Here is a 15,701-nt window from a genome sequence, read left to right on the forward strand (position 1 = left end):
CTTAATCTAAAATCTTAGTAACCTGACCAGCACCTACTGTTCTACCACCTTCACGAATTGCAAAACGAAGTCCTTCGCTCAATGCAATTGGAGACAATAAATCAACAGTAATCGTAAGGTTATCACCAGGCATAACCATCTCAACTCCAGAAGGAAGGTTGATTGTACCTGTAACGTCAGTTGTTCTTACATAGAACTGTGGACGGTAGTTATTATGAAATGGTGTATGACGACCACCTTCTTCTTTCTTAAGAATATAAACCTCAGCTTCAAACTTGGCATGTGGCTTAACAGAACCTGGCTTACAAATTACCATTCCTCTTTTGATGTCAGATTTTTCTATACCTCTTAATAAGATACCTACATTATCTCCAGCCTCACCTCTATCCAAGATCTTACGGAACATCTCAACACCAGTTACAGTAGAAGCTAATTTCTCAGCACCCATACCAATAATATCAACAGCATCACCCGTGTTGGCAACACCTGTCTCGATACGACCAGTTGCAACAGTACCACGACCAGTAATCGTAAATACATCCTCAACAGGCATTAAGAAATCTTTTTCAACATCTCTTTTTGGAAGCTCTATCCATGCATCAACTTCTTCCATCAACTTCATTACAGTATCAACCCACTTTTGCTCACCATTAAGTGCACCTAAAGCAGAACCAGCAACAACAGGTCCGTTGTCACCATCATACTCATAGAAAGAAAGTAATTCTCTGATTTCCATTTCAACAAGCTCTAAAAGCTCTTCATCATCAACCATATCAACCTTGTTCATGAAAACAACAATTCTAGGAATACCAACCTGGCGACCTAAAAGAATGTGTTCACGAGTTTGTGGCATAGGACCATCAGTAGCGGCAACAACAAGAATAGCACCGTCCATTTGGGCAGCACCAGTAACCATGTTCTTAACGTAATCCGCGTGACCAGGACAATCAACGTGTGCATAGTGACGATTAGCAGTAGAGTACTCTACGTGTGAAGTATTAATTGTTATACCTCTTTCTTTCTCCTCAGGAGCGTTGTCAATAGATTCAAAACTTCTAAGTTCTGATAACCCTGCGTTTGCCAATACCGTAGTAATAGCTGCAGTCAATGTAGTTTTTCCGTGATCGACGTGTCCAATTGTACCAATATTTAAGTGCGGTTTGGAACGATCAAAAGTTTCCTTTGCCATTTTTAATGAATTTTAATCTTATGTTTATATTAGTGTGTGTACAAATTTGTCAACTAATAGAGCCAACGACGGGAATTGAACCCGTGACCTCTTCCTTACCAAGGAAACGCTCTACCCCTGAGCTACGTCGGCTTATTGAGTTCGAGGTCAAAAAAATATCAAACCTCTAGACCACAAACGCAAACTCATTTAGAGCGAGAGACCGGGTTCGAACCGGCGACATTCAGCTTGGAAGGCTGACGCTCTACCAACTGAGCTACTCTCGCATTTTTTTGAATCTCAAAAAAAATTGAAATTCTTGGTTTACCTTAAAGATGTGGGGAGAGCAGGATTCGAACCTGCGAAGACGTAGTCAGCAGATTTACAGTCTGCCCTCGTTGGCCGCTTGAGTATCTCCCCCTCTTTAAAATATATCAATATTGTAATGAACTTTCTCTTCAAAAGAGCCGATAGAGGGACTCGAACCCACGACCTGCTGATTACAAATCAGCTGCTCTAGCCAGCTGAGCTACATCGGCTTTTTAACTTTTTTACGCATAAAAAAGTCCGCTATTTCTAACGGACTGCAAATGTATATATTTATTTGTTTAAACAAAACAAAATATTGAAAATTTTCATCAACTATTTACACGTAATTTTTCCTTTCTTTTTTTAAGCTTTCTTTCCAAAGAATTACAGGCTGAATCAACAGCTTCTTCGAAGGATTTACATTGTTTTTTAATTACAAATTTATCCCTTGGGATATTCAATTTTATTTCTGCAATTTTATTTTCTTTAGAACTCGTATTTTCAACTTTAAGATACACGTCTGAACTAATGACTTTATCATAAAATGTTTCCAATTTATCTAAACGATTCTGGACGAATTCAATAAGTTTAATATCTGCGTTAAAATTTACTGATTGAGCGTTTACTTTCATACTTTGGGTTTTAAAAGTTAAACAAATAGAATAAAGAAGAAAATTTATTTTTTACTTCTTGGATGAGCTGCCAAATGAACCTTCTTTAGTTCAGCTATACTATTATGAGTATAAACTTGCGTAGATGCTAAACTAGAATGACCCAACAATTCTTTAACCGAATTCAAATCCGCACCTTTGTTAAGCAGATGTGTGGCAAAGGTGTGCCTCAAAATATGGGGGCTCTTTTTTACTTTAGATGACACTTCACTAAGGTACTTATTTATTACTCTGTAGACAAGCGTTTCGTAGATTTTAACCCCAGCTTTTGACAAGAAAATAAACGGTTCATCGAATATCTTCTCCAAGTTATTCCGTTCATCGAAATACCCATAAAACAATTCTTTTGTTGAAGGCAAAAGTGGAACAATACGTTCTTTGTTTCTTTTACCTAAAACTAGAATTGTATTTCTACTCAAATCTATATCTGTCTGCTTAAGATTGATTAACTCTGCTCTACGGATTCCTGTTGTATACAGAAGCTCAATCATCAACTTGTCGCGACGTCCTTCAAAATCATCTTCAAAAACAATTTGCTGTAATACATTTTCCATCTCCAATTCAGAAAAAGGAACCTCGATCTTCTTAGAAGTTTTTAATGCCTTATGCTTTGCTAAGGGATTCGAAACAATCTTTTCTATTCTTTGTAAAAAACGATAGAAGGCTTTTAAAGAAGCAACCTTGCGATTTATGGTTCGATTTGAAATGGATGCATTAACTAATGAAACTATCCAACTACGAATTATAGAGTAATCAATAGCATCTATTTTACTGACATCATACTCTACCTCACAAAAAGAAGTAAACTCCTCAATATCCCTTTGATATGCCTTTACCGTATGAGCCGAGTAATTCTTTTCTAAAGATAAATAGGAAATGAAAGATTCGAGTGATGACATATATCAAAGTTAGGAAAGTTTGGCTTAAAAACTTTGTAATCACTTAAACAGATTCCCGCCTTCCCGGGAATGGCGCAAAAAATGATATAACAAAAAAAATCCCGCTATTCGCGGGATTTAAATATCTTGAATTAAGAATGTCAGAAGGTTATATTTCTTCTTGATCTCTTAAACCTTGAATGTATTGTGCTTTTTGAATCTGAGCTCTGCGAGCTACTGAAGGTTTTGTGAATGCTTGTCGCTTACGCAATTGACGCATTGTACCTGTTTTATCGAACTTTCGCTTGAAGCGCTTTAAAGCTCTATCGATGTTTTCTCCTTCTTTAATTGGTATTATTAACATGGGCTACAACCTCCTTTCTTTAGTGATTAAATTAAGGCTGCAAATATAGAAACTATATTTCAACTCGCAACCATATATGTATAAATATCTTAAAAACTATTTCTGAATTTACTAAAACTAATTTTTAGGAGCTTTATACTCCTTTTTATCAATTACAATTTTAGCTATGATTTCGCGAAGTATTTCTGAAGTACCTCCTCCTATTGGCCCTAAGCGGCTGTCTCGAAATAATCGAGCCATCGGGTAATCTTCTATATAACCATAACCGCCTAAGAATTGTAAACATTCATAAGCCACCTCATCTGCCATTTTTGTGGAACGAAGTTTTGAAATAGTAGCTTCTTTAACGACATATTCTCCTTTATCTAGAGCGCTCGTTACGGCATAATTGTATTGACGACACATATCCATATCCGCATATAAATCAACTATACGATGACGTAACGCCTGATATTGATTTATAGTCTTTCCAAAAGTTTCTCGCTCTGACATATACTGCAAAGCATATTCTATAGCGTATTCTGCACGAGCATGAGCATTAATACCCATAATCAAACGTTCTAATGAAAATGCCTCCATAATATAGGTAAAACCCTTATGTTCTTCTCCAAGCATATTTGCTGCTGGAACCTCAACATTATCAAATGCCAACTCAGCAGTGTCAGAAGCTCTCCAACCTAACTTATTCAACTTATTCGCAGAAACGCCCTTGCTTTTTCTGTCTACTACAAAAATACTTATGCCTTTATTTCCTGCGGACGGTTCTGTCTTTGCCGCGACAATCATGTAGTCACAGTAAACTCCGTTCGTGATGAAAGTTTTAGAACCGTTAAGAATGTATGAATTACCCTTTTTAACTGCAGTGGTTCGCATTCCAGCAACATCACTTCCACCAAAAGGTTCGCTTACGCCTAGACAACCAATTTTTTCACCTGCAACGCTAGGCTCAAGATATTCTTTGCGTAACTTCTCGCCAGCGTTTTTATTTAAATGGGTCATTGCCAAATAGACATGTGCCCAAATAGCAGCAGCAAAACCACCGGAATTTATTTTTTGTAGTTCTTCCAAGAGAATTACCGTATAAAACAAATCCAACTCCAATCCACCATCGGCTTCTGGAGTTGCTAAGCCAAAATACCCCATCTCGCCAAATTTCTCCCAAATGAAGCGCTCAATGGTACCAGTCTCTTCCCATTTTTCGATATGTGGGGAAACTTCTTTTTTTAAAAATTCTTTAAGGCTTTCTCTAAATAATTGATGTTCTTCGGTGAAGTACATACTCTGCATAGCAATCTTTTTATAGAGACAAATATAAAGCTATTCTATCAATCTTTTCTGTGGGAAAATCTTCAATTTTTGACAATTCCGCAAAAGAATCTATACTTCCCTCAGAATCCCGATAGCTTACTATATTATTGGCAACTTTTCTTTGCAGATATATCAATTTCGTTAACATTTCAACAGAAGCAGTATTAATGTTAATTTTTTCTATTTGTGGAGGATTTAACACTTTAAATCGTTTTAAGGTGCGCTCAACTACCTCCGGTTCAAGTCCATACACATCATACAATTGTTCATCTACTAAAAACCCTCCTAATCTATCTCGAAATTTGATTATTCTTGCAGATAGCTTTTCGCCAATTCCGTTGATTGCTTTTAGTTCCTCTGCGGATACAACATTTAAATCTTTAATTTCGAATGCCTGTTTCTTAGACTTGGCCTGGTTATTATTTTTTGTCGCGTACTGCCTCCGCTTTTTTGTCCAATCAGGAAATTTAAAATATGGAGCAATTGTCTTTAATAAAGAATCTGAAACTTGAGTTACTTTCTGAAAATCTTCCGGTGTATTTACATATTCATCTCTTGCGCGAAAAGCATGTAGCCTATCGATTTCTTCTACAGACATTCCCAAAGTATATCCTTTGTAATCTGTTATAAAATTTGGATTGAAGGGATATATTTTAATTGAATCCTTCCGTAAAGCATTCTCCTTTAAAACATCTATTTGAGCTTGCAGTTGCATATCCGCAGAAAAAGAAGCTACAGATTTTTCCATAGGAAAAGAACGGAAAACAAAATATCCTATTTGAAGAAGTATTATAATAAGGAGCAAAAAGAAAATCCCACTTCGTTCTTGTTTATTGAACTTGAAGTGGGATTTGTAACTCATTTAAAAAAATTTATGACTGCGTCATTTTTATAGCTTCTAAATATCTTGTCAGTTGCTTTTTAACTACTGGAAATAGGAAGAACAAGCCTACCATGTTTGGGAAGACCATGGCGAAAATCATTGCATCTGAAAAAGCCCAAATGGAATTCATACTTGCTGCTGCCCCAATTACGATAAAGGTGCAAAACAATAATTTATAGACCATATCCATTACTTTACCTCTTCCGAATAAATACTTCCAAGATTGCAATCCGTAGTATGACCACGAAATCATTGTTGAAACTGCAAATAAGACCACCGCAATGGTTAAAAAGACATCTGAATAAGGAATATATTCTGCGAATGCTACAGAGGTTATTCCCGCGCCTTCGTAAGCAACCCCATCAATTAAAACAGAACCACTGCCATCTCCACCATATTCGAAAGCTCCTCCGAAGTTAAAAATGATTATTACTAAGGCAGTCATTGTACATATAACTACGGTATCAATAAAAGGCTCTAACAAAGCTACCATACCTTCAGAGGCGGAATATTTTGTTTTAACTGCAGAGTGCGCAATCGAAGCGGAACCCGCACCTGCTTCATTCGAAAATGCAGCACGCTTAAACCCAACTAACAAAACACCTATTACACTACCTACGCCCATCGCGGTTGGATTAAATGCTTCTGAAATAATCAAACCGAATGCATCATCAATGAAAGAGAAGTTACTGAAGATGATATACAAACACGCTATCAAATACATCAAAGCCATAAAGGGAACTACCTTTTCGGTTACCGATGCAATTCTTTTTATACCTCCAATGATAATAATTCCTACTAAGATAGCTAAAACTAGGCCTATAATTGCACCAGCACTTGTGCTATCTAAGCCCATCAAATCTTTTATTACAATAGTAGCTTGATTCGACTGTGCAGCATTACCACCACCAAAAGAACCTCCGATACAGAAAATTGCAAAAATTACAGCAGCGATTTTACCAACCATGGTAAATCCTCTTTCTTTTAATCCTTTACTTATGTAGTACATCGGACCACCGTAAACCGTACCATCTTCTCCTACATCTCTATATTGAACACCAAGCGTACATTCCACAAATTTTGTTGACATACCCAGTAATCCACAGATTATCATCCAAAAAGTGGCACCAGGTCCACCAAGAGCAATTGCTAATGCAACACCTGCGATATTTCCGTTACCTACGGTTCCTGAAACTGCAGTAGCCAAAGCTTGAAAATGGGTAACCTCCCCTTCTTCGCTTTCATCTCGTATTGTATCAGGGATATCTCCATCGATTGCCAAATCAGTTTTCTCTATTCCATGACCGTCGGGAGCTTCAACAGCATCATACTTTCCTCTTACTGTATTAATTGCTTTCCCAAAATATCTAATATTTGGAAATCCAAAATAAATTGTAAAAAACAGCGCACTGGCCACCAATAATATTAAAACAAAGGGAACATCGTATCCCGCTATCGGGATTGTAAAAAATATTACGGCTGAAAAGAAATCTGAAATTGGCTGAAAAGCCTGGTCTATTTTTTGGTCTAAACCGACTTCTTGCTCCTGAGCAAACGTTAATAACGGCAAAAACAAGGTGAAAATGGTAAGAAGTTTAGACTTCATAATTAGAATTTTGGTTTTAGTTTAAAGTTTGTTGGCAAGCAATATCTTAAAAATAAGCAACACAATCAAGCATTGAGGTTAAATTAACTTAGTCGATGTGAAACATCTCGTTCAGTTTCTTAATCTGCTCGGGTCTTCCGAGAACAATTACTTTGCTCTTGGGTTGAAGCTCTAAATCGGCTTCCGGATTAATAATATAATCTCCGTCAGGAGCAATGTAGCCGATGATTGTACATCCAGTTTTTTGTCTGAGGTCTAAATCGCGAATTGAATTACAATCCATCTGGTCTGCAAAATCTTCAATGGCCACTTCTTCTAGGTTCGTAGTATGCTCACCTTCTATAGAAAGCTTGTCCATAAAAGTGATTAAATCAGGCATTACCACTAAAGAAGCCATATGGTCTCCCCCTATTTTATCGGGCATGATAACTTTATTTGCACCTGCCAAGAGAAGCTTCTTTTGTGATGTAGCTAAGGAAGCTCGACTTATAATAAAAAGCTTTTGATTCAATTGTCTCGCAGAAAGCACCACAAACAAATTGGCAGCGTCATCTGGCATTGCTGCAATAAGATATTGCGCTTTGTCAATGCCCGCTTCTTTCAAAACGTCGTCATCACTGGCATCCCCTTCTATAAACCAAACTTCATTTTCATACTTCTCAACAACTTCTCTATTCTTTTCAATTACCACAAAAGGTCTGTTGTAAGCATTTAAACGTTCTGCAGCCTGCATTCCGTTTCGACCGTATCCACAGACTACAATGTGATTGGATAAACTTTTGATTTTGTTTTTCACTCTTTTCTTTTTTAAAAGTTGAAGGGAATTTCTTCCTAAAAGGTATTCGGTTAATACTGTAATTGCAAAACCAAGGATAAAAACGCTGGCTAAAATTAAAAATACGGTAAAAATTTTAGCTGTGTCGTCTAAGGGTTGGACTTCCTTAAAACCAACGGTAGCCATAGTGATGACCGTCATATAAAGCGCATCGGTCCATGTATAATCTGCCAAAAATCGATACCCTAAAACACCAATTAACACAACTGCATGAAGCAAAATTATGGCGAGGTAAATTTTAGACCGAGAAAGTTTAATCATTTTTATAGGTCAAAAACAGAAGTTCTTTTGGTATAAATAAGGTCTTTGATTTTTAACCAAAAAGCTAAAAACAAATAAAGCGCAAAACCAAAACCAATGGTTACAAACGTAAGATAAATAAATGATGTTCTGACCACTCGTGCACGAATACCTAAACGCTCGGCAATTCGGCGACAAACTTCAAAACCGCGCTTTTGAAAGTAATATAATAGCGTATAGAACAAATTCACAAGCTAAAATTAATCATTTCCTTGTAATAAGGTATTACCGACGACGCATTCCAAGCACTTATTCTTGGTACAGTATTCATTGTATAGTTGAAGAATGGCCTGAGTATCCTTAGCATTTTTGGTGGTAACTCCTTGGTTTTTGAAGTTGGAAATGATGGAATTATCTTCCTTTTTAATCTCGGAGATAATACTGATAATAGATTCATTAGTGTCTTTACCCAGTTGCTTTGCATGGCAAAATTTCATGGGAAGAACGGAATTAATTATAAGTAAATCAATAAACTTCTTCGTTAGTTTTTTTGTGCTTTTTTTGGAAGGTTTCGCAAAGGTAAAATGGTTATCCCAATAGGTACTTGCAAAAACATCAAAGAGCGAATACAACTCTCCCAGTGAGTTTGCATGAATAACTTTATCAAATAAATTTTGATGGGAAGCGTATAGATTCGCCAATTGAGAAAGACGGATTGTTGGAAAATTAAGTGGACGAAGTTTAAAAAATTCTGGCTTGATAACACCATCATCCGCTAAATCAAATTTGCTTTTTAAATATTGATACTCCTTCATCAATTGAATGTAGTAGGCATCTAAAACTGTTTCATCTTTCAGTAAATGCGTCATTCCGAAGAAAACACTTTCCAATTGTAGAACATCAGATTGTAATTTTCGAACTATAGAAAAATCTAAAGCACCGGCTAGACTTAAAAATGCATCCCCATTAATTTTGAGTCCGAAATTCTTTAATAAAAGTGAAAATAAAACCTGTTCCCAATCATTTTTTGAATCCTTTAAAAGAGATAAAACGAATTCAGATTTTCGTTCTAGCCTTTCAAAATATAAGCGCTCCAGCCAATTTTGGAATATGAAGCTACCTACTTGAGCAATATCCTTTTCACAGTTGATAAAAGTCTTTTGCTTTTTGTCAAAGAGGTTTTGGTAAGCGGATAATAATTTTGAAGGAATGTAATTCTTCAGTTCTAAGGTTGGTATTTCCGAACCATCCTTTCGAAAAACGGAAGCATCATCCTCCCAAACTACATGTAAAATGACGTTGTCATAATTGGAATCTTCTTCATGTCGATGCAAATACCAGTCTGATGACTTTATATGAATTTCCACATTACCAGCCCAAAGTTGGCTGTCGATATTAACTTTTGCATTAAAAAAATCAGGACCAGCCAAATGGTTATGTAAACCCACATCAATTATAACGACAGACTGGTTATTAGTAGTCAGCAAATCTGTAAGTTGCAGTTTTTTGTATTTCCAGATAAAGTGAAGAAGGTCTTCGCGCATTGCATTTATAGTTAAAATATAAATGTAAGAAAAAGTCTACTTTTTAAATTAAGCTGTTTAGATGAAATCCCTCGAAAGTGTTTTACGGTCCTTATTTATCTCTGTTTTTCCATTTACTGGGTTATTAGTTCTTACTTATGGAATAGTTGAATTTTTCAAGCAGGATTTTTCCTTGGGAACTCTTGGAATGGTATTCATATCAGCAACTATTGTCACATTTTTTGCCGGTTTGTTTCTTAAACCAAGGGCAAGAACCGATAAGAACTTGTTTCCATATTCCGTGGGAATCGTTCTAGGCGTTTTCATCAGCCTATTTTATTCCTTTATCTCAGGAGTGCATATTTATACCATAGTTCCAAGCCTAGTTTTAGCTCTCGGATGGATAGTATATCTAAAATGGTATTCCGTATTTAAGGATAGAACAAATGATATTCTACAAATAGGAAATCAACTACCAGAATTCCAGCTAGAAAATTATGATAAGAAATCTGTTTCAGCTTCTTCATTTCATGGAGACCCAAGCATTTTTCTTTTTTACAGAGGAAACTGGTGCCCTTTATGCATGGCGCAGATAAAAGAAATCGCTGCACAATATGAAGAATTGGAAAAACTAGGTGTGAATACGGTTTTGATTAGTCCGCAACCTCATACCCAAACCAAGAAGCTAGTTAACAAGTTCAAACTGAACTTCAATTTTCTAGTAGACCGTAAAAACAAAGTCGCTAAACAACTTGGTATTTTGGCGGAGAACGGAATACCAGCCGGATTTCAGGTTTTAGGCTACGACAGTGATACCGTAATGCCAACAGTTGTTATTACGAACAAAGAAGGAGAAATCATTTTCGCAGATTTAACCGATAACTATCGGGTGCGGCCAGAACCAGAAACCTTCTTGAAGGTTATAAAAGAATTAATTTCTATTTAAGTACTACAACGGAATACTACTCAGCTACTTCACCTTCCCAATTCATAAAACCACCCTCGAGGTTATAAGCATTTTCAAAGCCAACGCTGTTCATAATAGCACAAGCCTGACCACTTCTACCGCCTGAACGACAATACACATAATAGTTTTTTGACTTATCCAATTTTTCTAGTTCGTCTAAAAAACCTTGCCCTAGGTGTATATCTATATTGGTCATCTGCGGTATATGACCTTCGGCCACCTCATCCTCAGTGCGCACGTCTAATATAACCGCGTTGTCATCGTTCTGCAATTGTGCTACCCATTCCTCTTGTGATAAATCTGCCATAGCTGAATACTGTTTAATTTCTTTCCCGCCCTTCGTCATCGCTCAGATAAACTCCGGCTGGAATATTATTGTTATTTTCTATTTCAAAAATACAATTTCCATACCAATTTAATCTCATCTTTTTTTAACAAAAAATTGTGTGTTTCCTATTTGGTGAGAATGAAAAATCAACATACATTTGTATATACAATTGTTGTAATGACATGAATGTTGAACAAACCATAAAGACAGATAAAGAAATTCCGCTTGAGAGCAGAACAATTATTCATTTTATGTTAGTTAACAACAAAATAAATGAAGCTATTTCAGGTGTTTTAAAACCTTTTGACGTTTCGTTGCAACAATTCAATGTGCTTCGCATTTTGAGAGGACAAAATGGAAAACCTGCCAATCTTTCAACATTGAATGGAAGAATGGTTACAAAGATGAGTAATACAACGCGGTTGGTTGACAAATTGATTTTAAAAGGGTTCGTGAATAGAATAGTCTGTCCGTCAAATCGAAGAAAGGTTGAAATCAATATAACATCCCGGGGAAAAAAAGAATTAGAAAAAATGGATGCTTCAATGAAAGAGGTACAAACGAAAATTCTAAAAAATCTCTCTAAAAAAGAACTGGAACAACTGAACATATTGTTCAACAAATTTTAAAATAAGAACATTAATTATTAACAGATTCCTGCTCAAGCAGGAAAGAATTTAAATTACATTTATCATGAAAAAAGGAGTATTAAGTTTAGCATTTGCATTGGTATTTGGCTTTACAGCAACAGCAACAGAGCCTATAGCAGAAGAAAAGAAAGAAGTAAACACAGAAACTAGTAAAGTGACTTGGAAAGCCTATAAAGTAACAGGCTCTCACTACGGAAGTATCGCTTTGAAATCTGGTGCCTTGATGTTCGATGAGGGAAAATTAACCGGTGGAGAATTCACTGTTGATATGGGAACGATTAACACCGAAGATTTGGAAGGCGATTCAAAAGGAAAATTAGACGGACATTTAAATTCAGCTGATTTCTTTGACACAGCTAATCACACCTCTTCTACCTTAAAATTTACCTCGGTAAAAGCAACGGGTAAAAACTCTTATGATGTTACCGGAGATTTGACAATTAAAGGTATCACAAAGTCTATTACCTTTAACGTATCGGTTTACGGAAGCAAGGCAACTGCAACTTTAAAAGTAGACAGAACAAATTACGATGTAAAATACGGCTCTACCCTATTTGGTGCCGCTGCTGATAAAGCAATATATGACGAGTTCGACTTGGTAGTAGATTTAGAATTTTAAGATATTTAGTAGACTTAACCTCACAGTTAAGCGGCCTGCACTTTTTAACGAGTGCAGGTTTTTTTGTTTTTATTCTAAACCATATTGGTGTTTATAAAAATGATTTCTATATTTGAACCAATGAAAATAAATAATACAAATACTTGGTGGTGGTCTAACTCTCGACAGATATCGTGAGCTAAGCATCATTGTAGTAAAACTATATAAGGCTTGTCATCACGACAAGCCTTACTCATTTTATAGAATCAGATGAAATACCAATTACAATCACATTACAGGAAAATCTTAGCGGATACCATTACTCCGGTTAGCGTTTACCTCAAAATCAGAGACCGTTTTCCAAATAGTATTCTTCTTGAAAGTAGCGACTACCATGCGAATGATAATAGTTTTTCCTATATCTGTTGCAACCCTATTGCTTCAATAAAAGTGGAAAATGAAATCATAACGCAGCAATTTCCTGATGGTTCTTCAAATGAAATTCAGGTTGAGGAGCAAACCAATGTAGTTGATATCATTCACAATTTCAGTCAACGATTTGATAGCGGAAAAAGTGATTTTAAATTCATTGACAACGGACTCTTCGGCTATATGTCTTACAACGCAGTCCGGTATTATGAAGACGTAAAGCTTTCTAAGAAAGAGAATTCCGTTGAGATTCCAGATATCTATTATGCGGTTTACCAGAATATCATTGCCATCAATCATTTTAAGAATGAGGCCTACATTTTTGCTAACTGCTTTGAAACCGAAAACAATGTTCCCGAAATCGAGCAGATTCTGAATGTCAAGAATTTTGCTTCCTATAATTTTTCTTTAGATGGAAATGCTACTTCCAATTTAAAAGATGAAGAATTCAAAGAACATGTAGCCCTTGCTAAGAAACATTGCCAACGTGGGGATGTTTTTCAACTTGTTCTTTCCCGCAGGTTTTCACAAGGCTTTAAGGGGGATGAATTTAACGTATATCGGGCATTGCGTTCTGTAAATCCGTCGCCGTATTTATTTTATTTTGATTACGGAGATTTTAAAATCTTCGGAAGTTCTCCAGAAGCACAACTCATCGTGAAAGAGGGAATAGCAGAAATCCACCCTATCGCCGGGACTTTCAAGCGAACTGGAAACGATGAACAAGATGCCATCCTAGCCAAACAATTGACAGAAGATGACAAAGAAAATAGCGAGCATGTTATGCTGGTAGACTTAGCCAGAAACGATTTAAGTCGAAACGGAAGTATGGTCGAAGTAACCAATTACCGAGAAGTACAATTCTTTTCTCACGTAATCCACTTGGTTTCGAAAGTTACTGGAAAAAAGAAAAAAGACATTCCCACCATGAAAGTGGTCGCAGATACTTTCCCTGCTGGAACTTTAAGCGGTGCACCAAAACATATGGCGATGCAGCTCATTGAAAAATATGAAAAAACAAGTCGCGGCTATTATGGCGGAGCTATAGGTTTTATGGATTTCAAAGGAAATTTCAATCACGCGATTATGATTCGAACCTTCCTCAGCAAAAACCATGAATTGCATTACCAAGCTGGCGCAGGTTTGGTTGCCGCTTCAGATGCCGAAGACGAATTACAAGAAACCTATAACAAACTGGGCGCTTTGACAAAAGCCTTAGAAATTGCTGAAACGATTTAAGATGAAGAAGATATTAGTTATAGATAACTACGATAGTTTCACTTATAATCTAGTCCATTATTTAGAGGATTTAGATTGTGAGGTAATTGTAAAACGAAACGACCAATTGACTTTAGATGAAGTTGATGCTTTCGACAAAATAGTACTCTCCCCCGGACCCGGAATTCCTGATGAAGCAGGACTTCTAAAAGAGATTATCACAAGATATGCACCAACCAAAAGTATTTTTGGTGTCTGCTTAGGACAACAAGCTATCGGAGAAGTATTTGGTGGTTCATTGATAAATTTAGATGAAGTATATCACGGTATTGCAACGAAAATAAACATTGTAAAAGATGATATTTTGTTTGAAGGAATGCCAAAAGAAATCGAAGTAGGCAGATATCATTCATGGGTTGTAAATCCGGAACTTCCAGAAGTTTTGGAAGCCACTTCATTTGACGAAAACGGACAGGTTATGTCGCTAAGGCACAAAGAATATGATGTTTGCGCGGTGCAATTTCACCCAGAGTCGGTTTTGACTCCTGAAGGGAAAAAGATTTTAGAAAATTGGTTGAAACACTAATTTAAGAAAGTCCTCCCCTAACTCCTCCAGGGGAGGGAGACTAAAAAATATAATTTTGAAAAAGTAATACTAACAAAAAAAGCCTACTCCCTCCCCTCTGGGGAGGGCTGGGGTGGGGACATATGAAACAGACTTTAAACAAACTAATCAACCACGACATACTCTCAAAAGAAGATGCCAAACAGATATTGGTCAATATTGCAAAAGGTGATTACAATACCAGTCAAATTGCCGCCTTTTTGACGGTTTATATGATGCGTAGCATTACCATCGAAGAGTTGGAAGGCTTTCGTGATGCGCTTTTAGAATTGTGTTTGGCAATCGATTTATCGGCATACAATCCTATTGATTTGTGCGGTACGGGCGGTGATGGAAAAGACACTTTTAATATTTCGACTTTGGCTTCATTTGTAACTGCCGGTGCGGGAGTGAAAGTAACCAAACATGGGAATTACGGAGTTTCTTCAAAATGCGGAAGTAGTAATGTGATGGAGTTTTTGGGTATTAAATTCAGCAACGAAGCCGGCTTTTTAGAGAAGTCTATTGATGAAGCGGGAATCTGCGTTTTGCACGCTCCCCTATTCCACCCAGCGATGAAAAATGTGGCCCCCATCCGACGAGAGTTAGGGGTAAAAACCTTTTTCAATATGTTGGGGCCGATGGTTAATCCGGCTTTTCCGAAGAACCAGATGGTTGGTGTTTTTAACCTAGAATTGGCTCGTATGTACGGCTATCTTTACCAAAACACAGATAAGAATTTTACAGTACTGCACGCCTTAGATGGTTATGATGAAATATCCTTGACGGGAAATACAAAAACAATTTCCAACAATTCCGAAGGAATGATTACACCTTCTGATTTTGGAGTTCCGTCCATCAAGCAATCTGAAATTGTAGGTGGAGATAGCATTGAAGAATCTGCTCAAATTTTTATGAACGTCTTGCAAGGAAAAGGAACTGAGGCACAGAATAATGTAGTCTGCGCTAATGCAGGAGTTGCAATTTCAACAGTTAAAAACAGCAGTTTGAAAAACGGATTTGAAAAGGCGAAGGAGTCTTTGTTAAGTGGAAATGGATTGAAAGCTTTAAAAAAATTACAGGAACTAAGTAGAAACTAATTCGTCTTTACGAGGAGCCTTT

The 15,701-nt window shown here is 36.7% G+C and carries 17 protein-coding genes and 4 tRNA genes; 6 read left to right on the plus strand and 15 right to left on the minus strand.

All coding sequences use genetic code 11. The annotated features are described in order from the left end of the window. Window position 1 precedes the first annotated feature (1 nt). The 14 genes from tuf to ACKWCD_RS14670 all read right to left on the minus strand — a co-directional run bounded on the left by tuf (window position 2) and on the right by ACKWCD_RS14670 (window position 9,806). Window positions 2–1,189: an elongation factor Tu gene (gene tuf / locus ACKWCD_RS14605; RefSeq protein WP_138658912.1), complete on the minus strand. Its 1,188-nt coding sequence runs from the start codon at window positions 1,187–1,189 to the stop codon at window positions 2–4. Window positions 1,190–1,249: 60 nt separating this feature from the next. Beyond that, a tRNA-Thr gene (locus ACKWCD_RS14610) sits at window positions 1,250–1,321 on the minus strand. Between the two features lie 61 nt (window positions 1,322–1,382). Beyond that, window positions 1,383–1,455 (minus strand) — tRNA-Gly (locus ACKWCD_RS14615). A 51-nt stretch (window positions 1,456–1,506) separates the two neighbouring features. Next, window positions 1,507–1,588: transfer RNA gene (locus ACKWCD_RS14620), tRNA-Tyr, on the minus strand. A gap of 45 nt (window positions 1,589–1,633) precedes the next feature. After that, window positions 1,634–1,707: transfer RNA gene (locus ACKWCD_RS14625), tRNA-Thr, on the minus strand. A 99-nt stretch (window positions 1,708–1,806) separates the two neighbouring features. Continuing rightward, entirely contained in the window at window positions 1,807–2,109 is a 303-nt protein-coding gene (hpf, locus tag ACKWCD_RS14630; protein WP_413984697.1) for a ribosome hibernation-promoting factor, HPF/YfiA family, read from the minus strand. A gap of 44 nt (window positions 2,110–2,153) precedes the next feature. Beyond that, window positions 2,154–3,047 carry a tyrosine-type recombinase/integrase gene (locus ACKWCD_RS14635; RefSeq protein ID WP_413984698.1) on the minus strand — a complete coding sequence of 298 codons (894 nt, stop codon included), beginning with the start codon at window positions 3,045–3,047 and terminating at the stop codon, window positions 2,154–2,156. A 148-nt stretch (window positions 3,048–3,195) separates the two neighbouring features. Beyond that, window positions 3,196–3,390, minus strand: coding sequence for a 30S ribosomal protein S21 (rpsU, locus tag ACKWCD_RS14640; RefSeq protein WP_138658915.1), 195 nt, complete (start codon window positions 3,388–3,390; stop codon window positions 3,196–3,198). Window positions 3,391–3,507: 117 nt separating this feature from the next. Next, window positions 3,508–4,677, minus strand: coding sequence for an acyl-CoA dehydrogenase family protein (locus ACKWCD_RS14645; protein ID WP_413984699.1), 1,170 nt, complete (start codon window positions 4,675–4,677; stop codon window positions 3,508–3,510). A gap of 10 nt (window positions 4,678–4,687) precedes the next feature. Then, a complete protein-coding gene (locus tag ACKWCD_RS14650) occupies window positions 4,688–5,560 on the minus strand; it encodes a ComEA family DNA-binding protein (RefSeq protein ID WP_413984700.1) in 873 nt (290 codons plus the stop codon). A 10-nt stretch (window positions 5,561–5,570) separates the two neighbouring features. After that, window positions 5,571–7,187, minus strand: a complete 1,617-nt coding sequence (locus tag ACKWCD_RS14655; RefSeq protein WP_413984701.1) for an alanine/glycine:cation symporter family protein — start codon at window positions 7,185–7,187, stop codon at window positions 5,571–5,573. A gap of 88 nt (window positions 7,188–7,275) precedes the next feature. Continuing rightward, window positions 7,276–8,283, minus strand: coding sequence for a potassium channel family protein (locus ACKWCD_RS14660; protein ID WP_413984702.1), 1,008 nt, complete (start codon window positions 8,281–8,283; stop codon window positions 7,276–7,278). A gap of 2 nt (window positions 8,284–8,285) precedes the next feature. After that, window positions 8,286–8,513 carry a PspC domain-containing protein gene (locus ACKWCD_RS14665; protein WP_138658920.1) on the minus strand — a complete coding sequence of 76 codons (228 nt, stop codon included), beginning with the start codon at window positions 8,511–8,513 and terminating at the stop codon, window positions 8,286–8,288. Between the two features lie 9 nt (window positions 8,514–8,522). After that, window positions 8,523–9,806, minus strand: a complete 1,284-nt coding sequence (locus ACKWCD_RS14670) for a DUF2851 family protein (protein ID WP_413984703.1) — start codon at window positions 9,804–9,806, stop codon at window positions 8,523–8,525. 61 nt (window positions 9,807–9,867) lie between these two features. On the opposite strand from ACKWCD_RS14670, the gene ACKWCD_RS14675 reads away from it, so the two are divergent. Continuing rightward, window positions 9,868–10,731, plus strand: coding sequence for a peroxiredoxin family protein (locus tag ACKWCD_RS14675; RefSeq protein WP_413984704.1), 864 nt, complete (start codon window positions 9,868–9,870; stop codon window positions 10,729–10,731). Between the two features lie 16 nt (window positions 10,732–10,747). Here the strand turns inward: ACKWCD_RS14675 and ACKWCD_RS14680 are convergent, their stop codons facing one another. Beyond that, window positions 10,748–11,059, minus strand: a complete 312-nt coding sequence (locus ACKWCD_RS14680; protein WP_413984705.1) for a rhodanese-like domain-containing protein — start codon at window positions 11,057–11,059, stop codon at window positions 10,748–10,750. A gap of 203 nt (window positions 11,060–11,262) precedes the next feature. Here ACKWCD_RS14680 and ACKWCD_RS14685 point away from each other — a divergent pair, with 203 nt between their 5' ends. The 5 genes from ACKWCD_RS14685 (at window position 11,263) to trpD (ending at window position 15,679) form a co-directional block, all read left to right on the plus strand. Next, entirely contained in the window at window positions 11,263–11,709 is a 447-nt protein-coding gene (locus ACKWCD_RS14685; protein ID WP_413984706.1) for a MarR family winged helix-turn-helix transcriptional regulator, read from the plus strand. 64 nt (window positions 11,710–11,773) lie between these two features. Further along, entirely contained in the window at window positions 11,774–12,349 is a 576-nt protein-coding gene (locus ACKWCD_RS14690; protein ID WP_413984707.1) for a YceI family protein, read from the plus strand. A gap of 249 nt (window positions 12,350–12,598) precedes the next feature. Continuing rightward, a complete protein-coding gene (locus ACKWCD_RS14695) occupies window positions 12,599–13,996 on the plus strand; it encodes an anthranilate synthase component I family protein (RefSeq protein WP_413984708.1) in 1,398 nt (465 codons plus the stop codon). Window position 13,997: 1 nt separating this feature from the next. Beyond that, window positions 13,998–14,561, plus strand: coding sequence for an anthranilate synthase component II (locus ACKWCD_RS14700; protein ID WP_413984709.1), 564 nt, complete (start codon window positions 13,998–14,000; stop codon window positions 14,559–14,561). A gap of 122 nt (window positions 14,562–14,683) precedes the next feature. Then, window positions 14,684–15,679: an anthranilate phosphoribosyltransferase gene (gene trpD, locus ACKWCD_RS14705; RefSeq protein ID WP_413984710.1), complete on the plus strand. Its 996-nt coding sequence runs from the start codon at window positions 14,684–14,686 to the stop codon at window positions 15,677–15,679. Window positions 15,680–15,701 lie beyond the last annotated feature (22 nt).

Origin of the sequence: Maribacter taeanensis (genome assembly GCF_047345145.1) — a bacterium.
Classification (GTDB): Bacteria; Bacteroidota; Bacteroidia; order Flavobacteriales; family Flavobacteriaceae; genus Maribacter_C.

Bases quoted from the DNA above. Each gene is read 5' to 3' on its own strand.
- tuf (WP_138658912.1), bottom strand. From the start codon at position 1,189: ATGGCAAAGGAAACTTTTGATCGTTCCAAACCGCACTTAAATATTGGT.
- hpf (WP_413984697.1), bottom strand. From the start codon at position 2,109: ATGAAAGTAAACGCTCAATCAGTAAATTTTAACGCAGATATTAAACTT.
- ACKWCD_RS14635 (WP_413984698.1), bottom strand. From the start codon at position 3,047: ATGTCATCACTCGAATCTTTCATTTCCTATTTATCTTTAGAAAAGAAT.
- rpsU (WP_138658915.1), bottom strand. From the start codon at position 3,390: ATGTTAATAATACCAATTAAAGAAGGAGAAAACATCGATAGAGCTTTA.
- ACKWCD_RS14645 (WP_413984699.1), bottom strand. From the start codon at position 4,677: ATGCAGAGTATGTACTTCACCGAAGAACATCAATTATTTAGAGAAAGC.
- ACKWCD_RS14650 (WP_413984700.1), bottom strand. From the start codon at position 5,560: ATGAGTTACAAATCCCACTTCAAGTTCAATAAACAAGAACGAAGTGGG.
- ACKWCD_RS14655 (WP_413984701.1), bottom strand. From the start codon at position 7,187: ATGAAGTCTAAACTTCTTACCATTTTCACCTTGTTTTTGCCGTTATTA.
- ACKWCD_RS14660 (WP_413984702.1), bottom strand. From the start codon at position 8,283: ATGATTAAACTTTCTCGGTCTAAAATTTACCTCGCCATAATTTTGCTT.
- ACKWCD_RS14670 (WP_413984703.1), bottom strand. From the start codon at position 9,806: ATGCGCGAAGACCTTCTTCACTTTATCTGGAAATACAAAAAACTGCAA.
- ACKWCD_RS14675 (WP_413984704.1), top strand. From the start codon at position 9,868: ATGAAATCCCTCGAAAGTGTTTTACGGTCCTTATTTATCTCTGTTTTT.
- ACKWCD_RS14680 (WP_413984705.1), bottom strand. From the start codon at position 11,059: ATGGCAGATTTATCACAAGAGGAATGGGTAGCACAATTGCAGAACGAT.
- ACKWCD_RS14685 (WP_413984706.1), top strand. From the start codon at position 11,263: ATGAATGTTGAACAAACCATAAAGACAGATAAAGAAATTCCGCTTGAG.
- ACKWCD_RS14690 (WP_413984707.1), top strand. From the start codon at position 11,774: ATGAAAAAAGGAGTATTAAGTTTAGCATTTGCATTGGTATTTGGCTTT.
- ACKWCD_RS14695 (WP_413984708.1), top strand. From the start codon at position 12,599: ATGAAATACCAATTACAATCACATTACAGGAAAATCTTAGCGGATACC.
- ACKWCD_RS14700 (WP_413984709.1), top strand. From the start codon at position 13,998: ATGAAGAAGATATTAGTTATAGATAACTACGATAGTTTCACTTATAAT.
- trpD (WP_413984710.1), top strand. From the start codon at position 14,684: ATGAAACAGACTTTAAACAAACTAATCAACCACGACATACTCTCAAAA.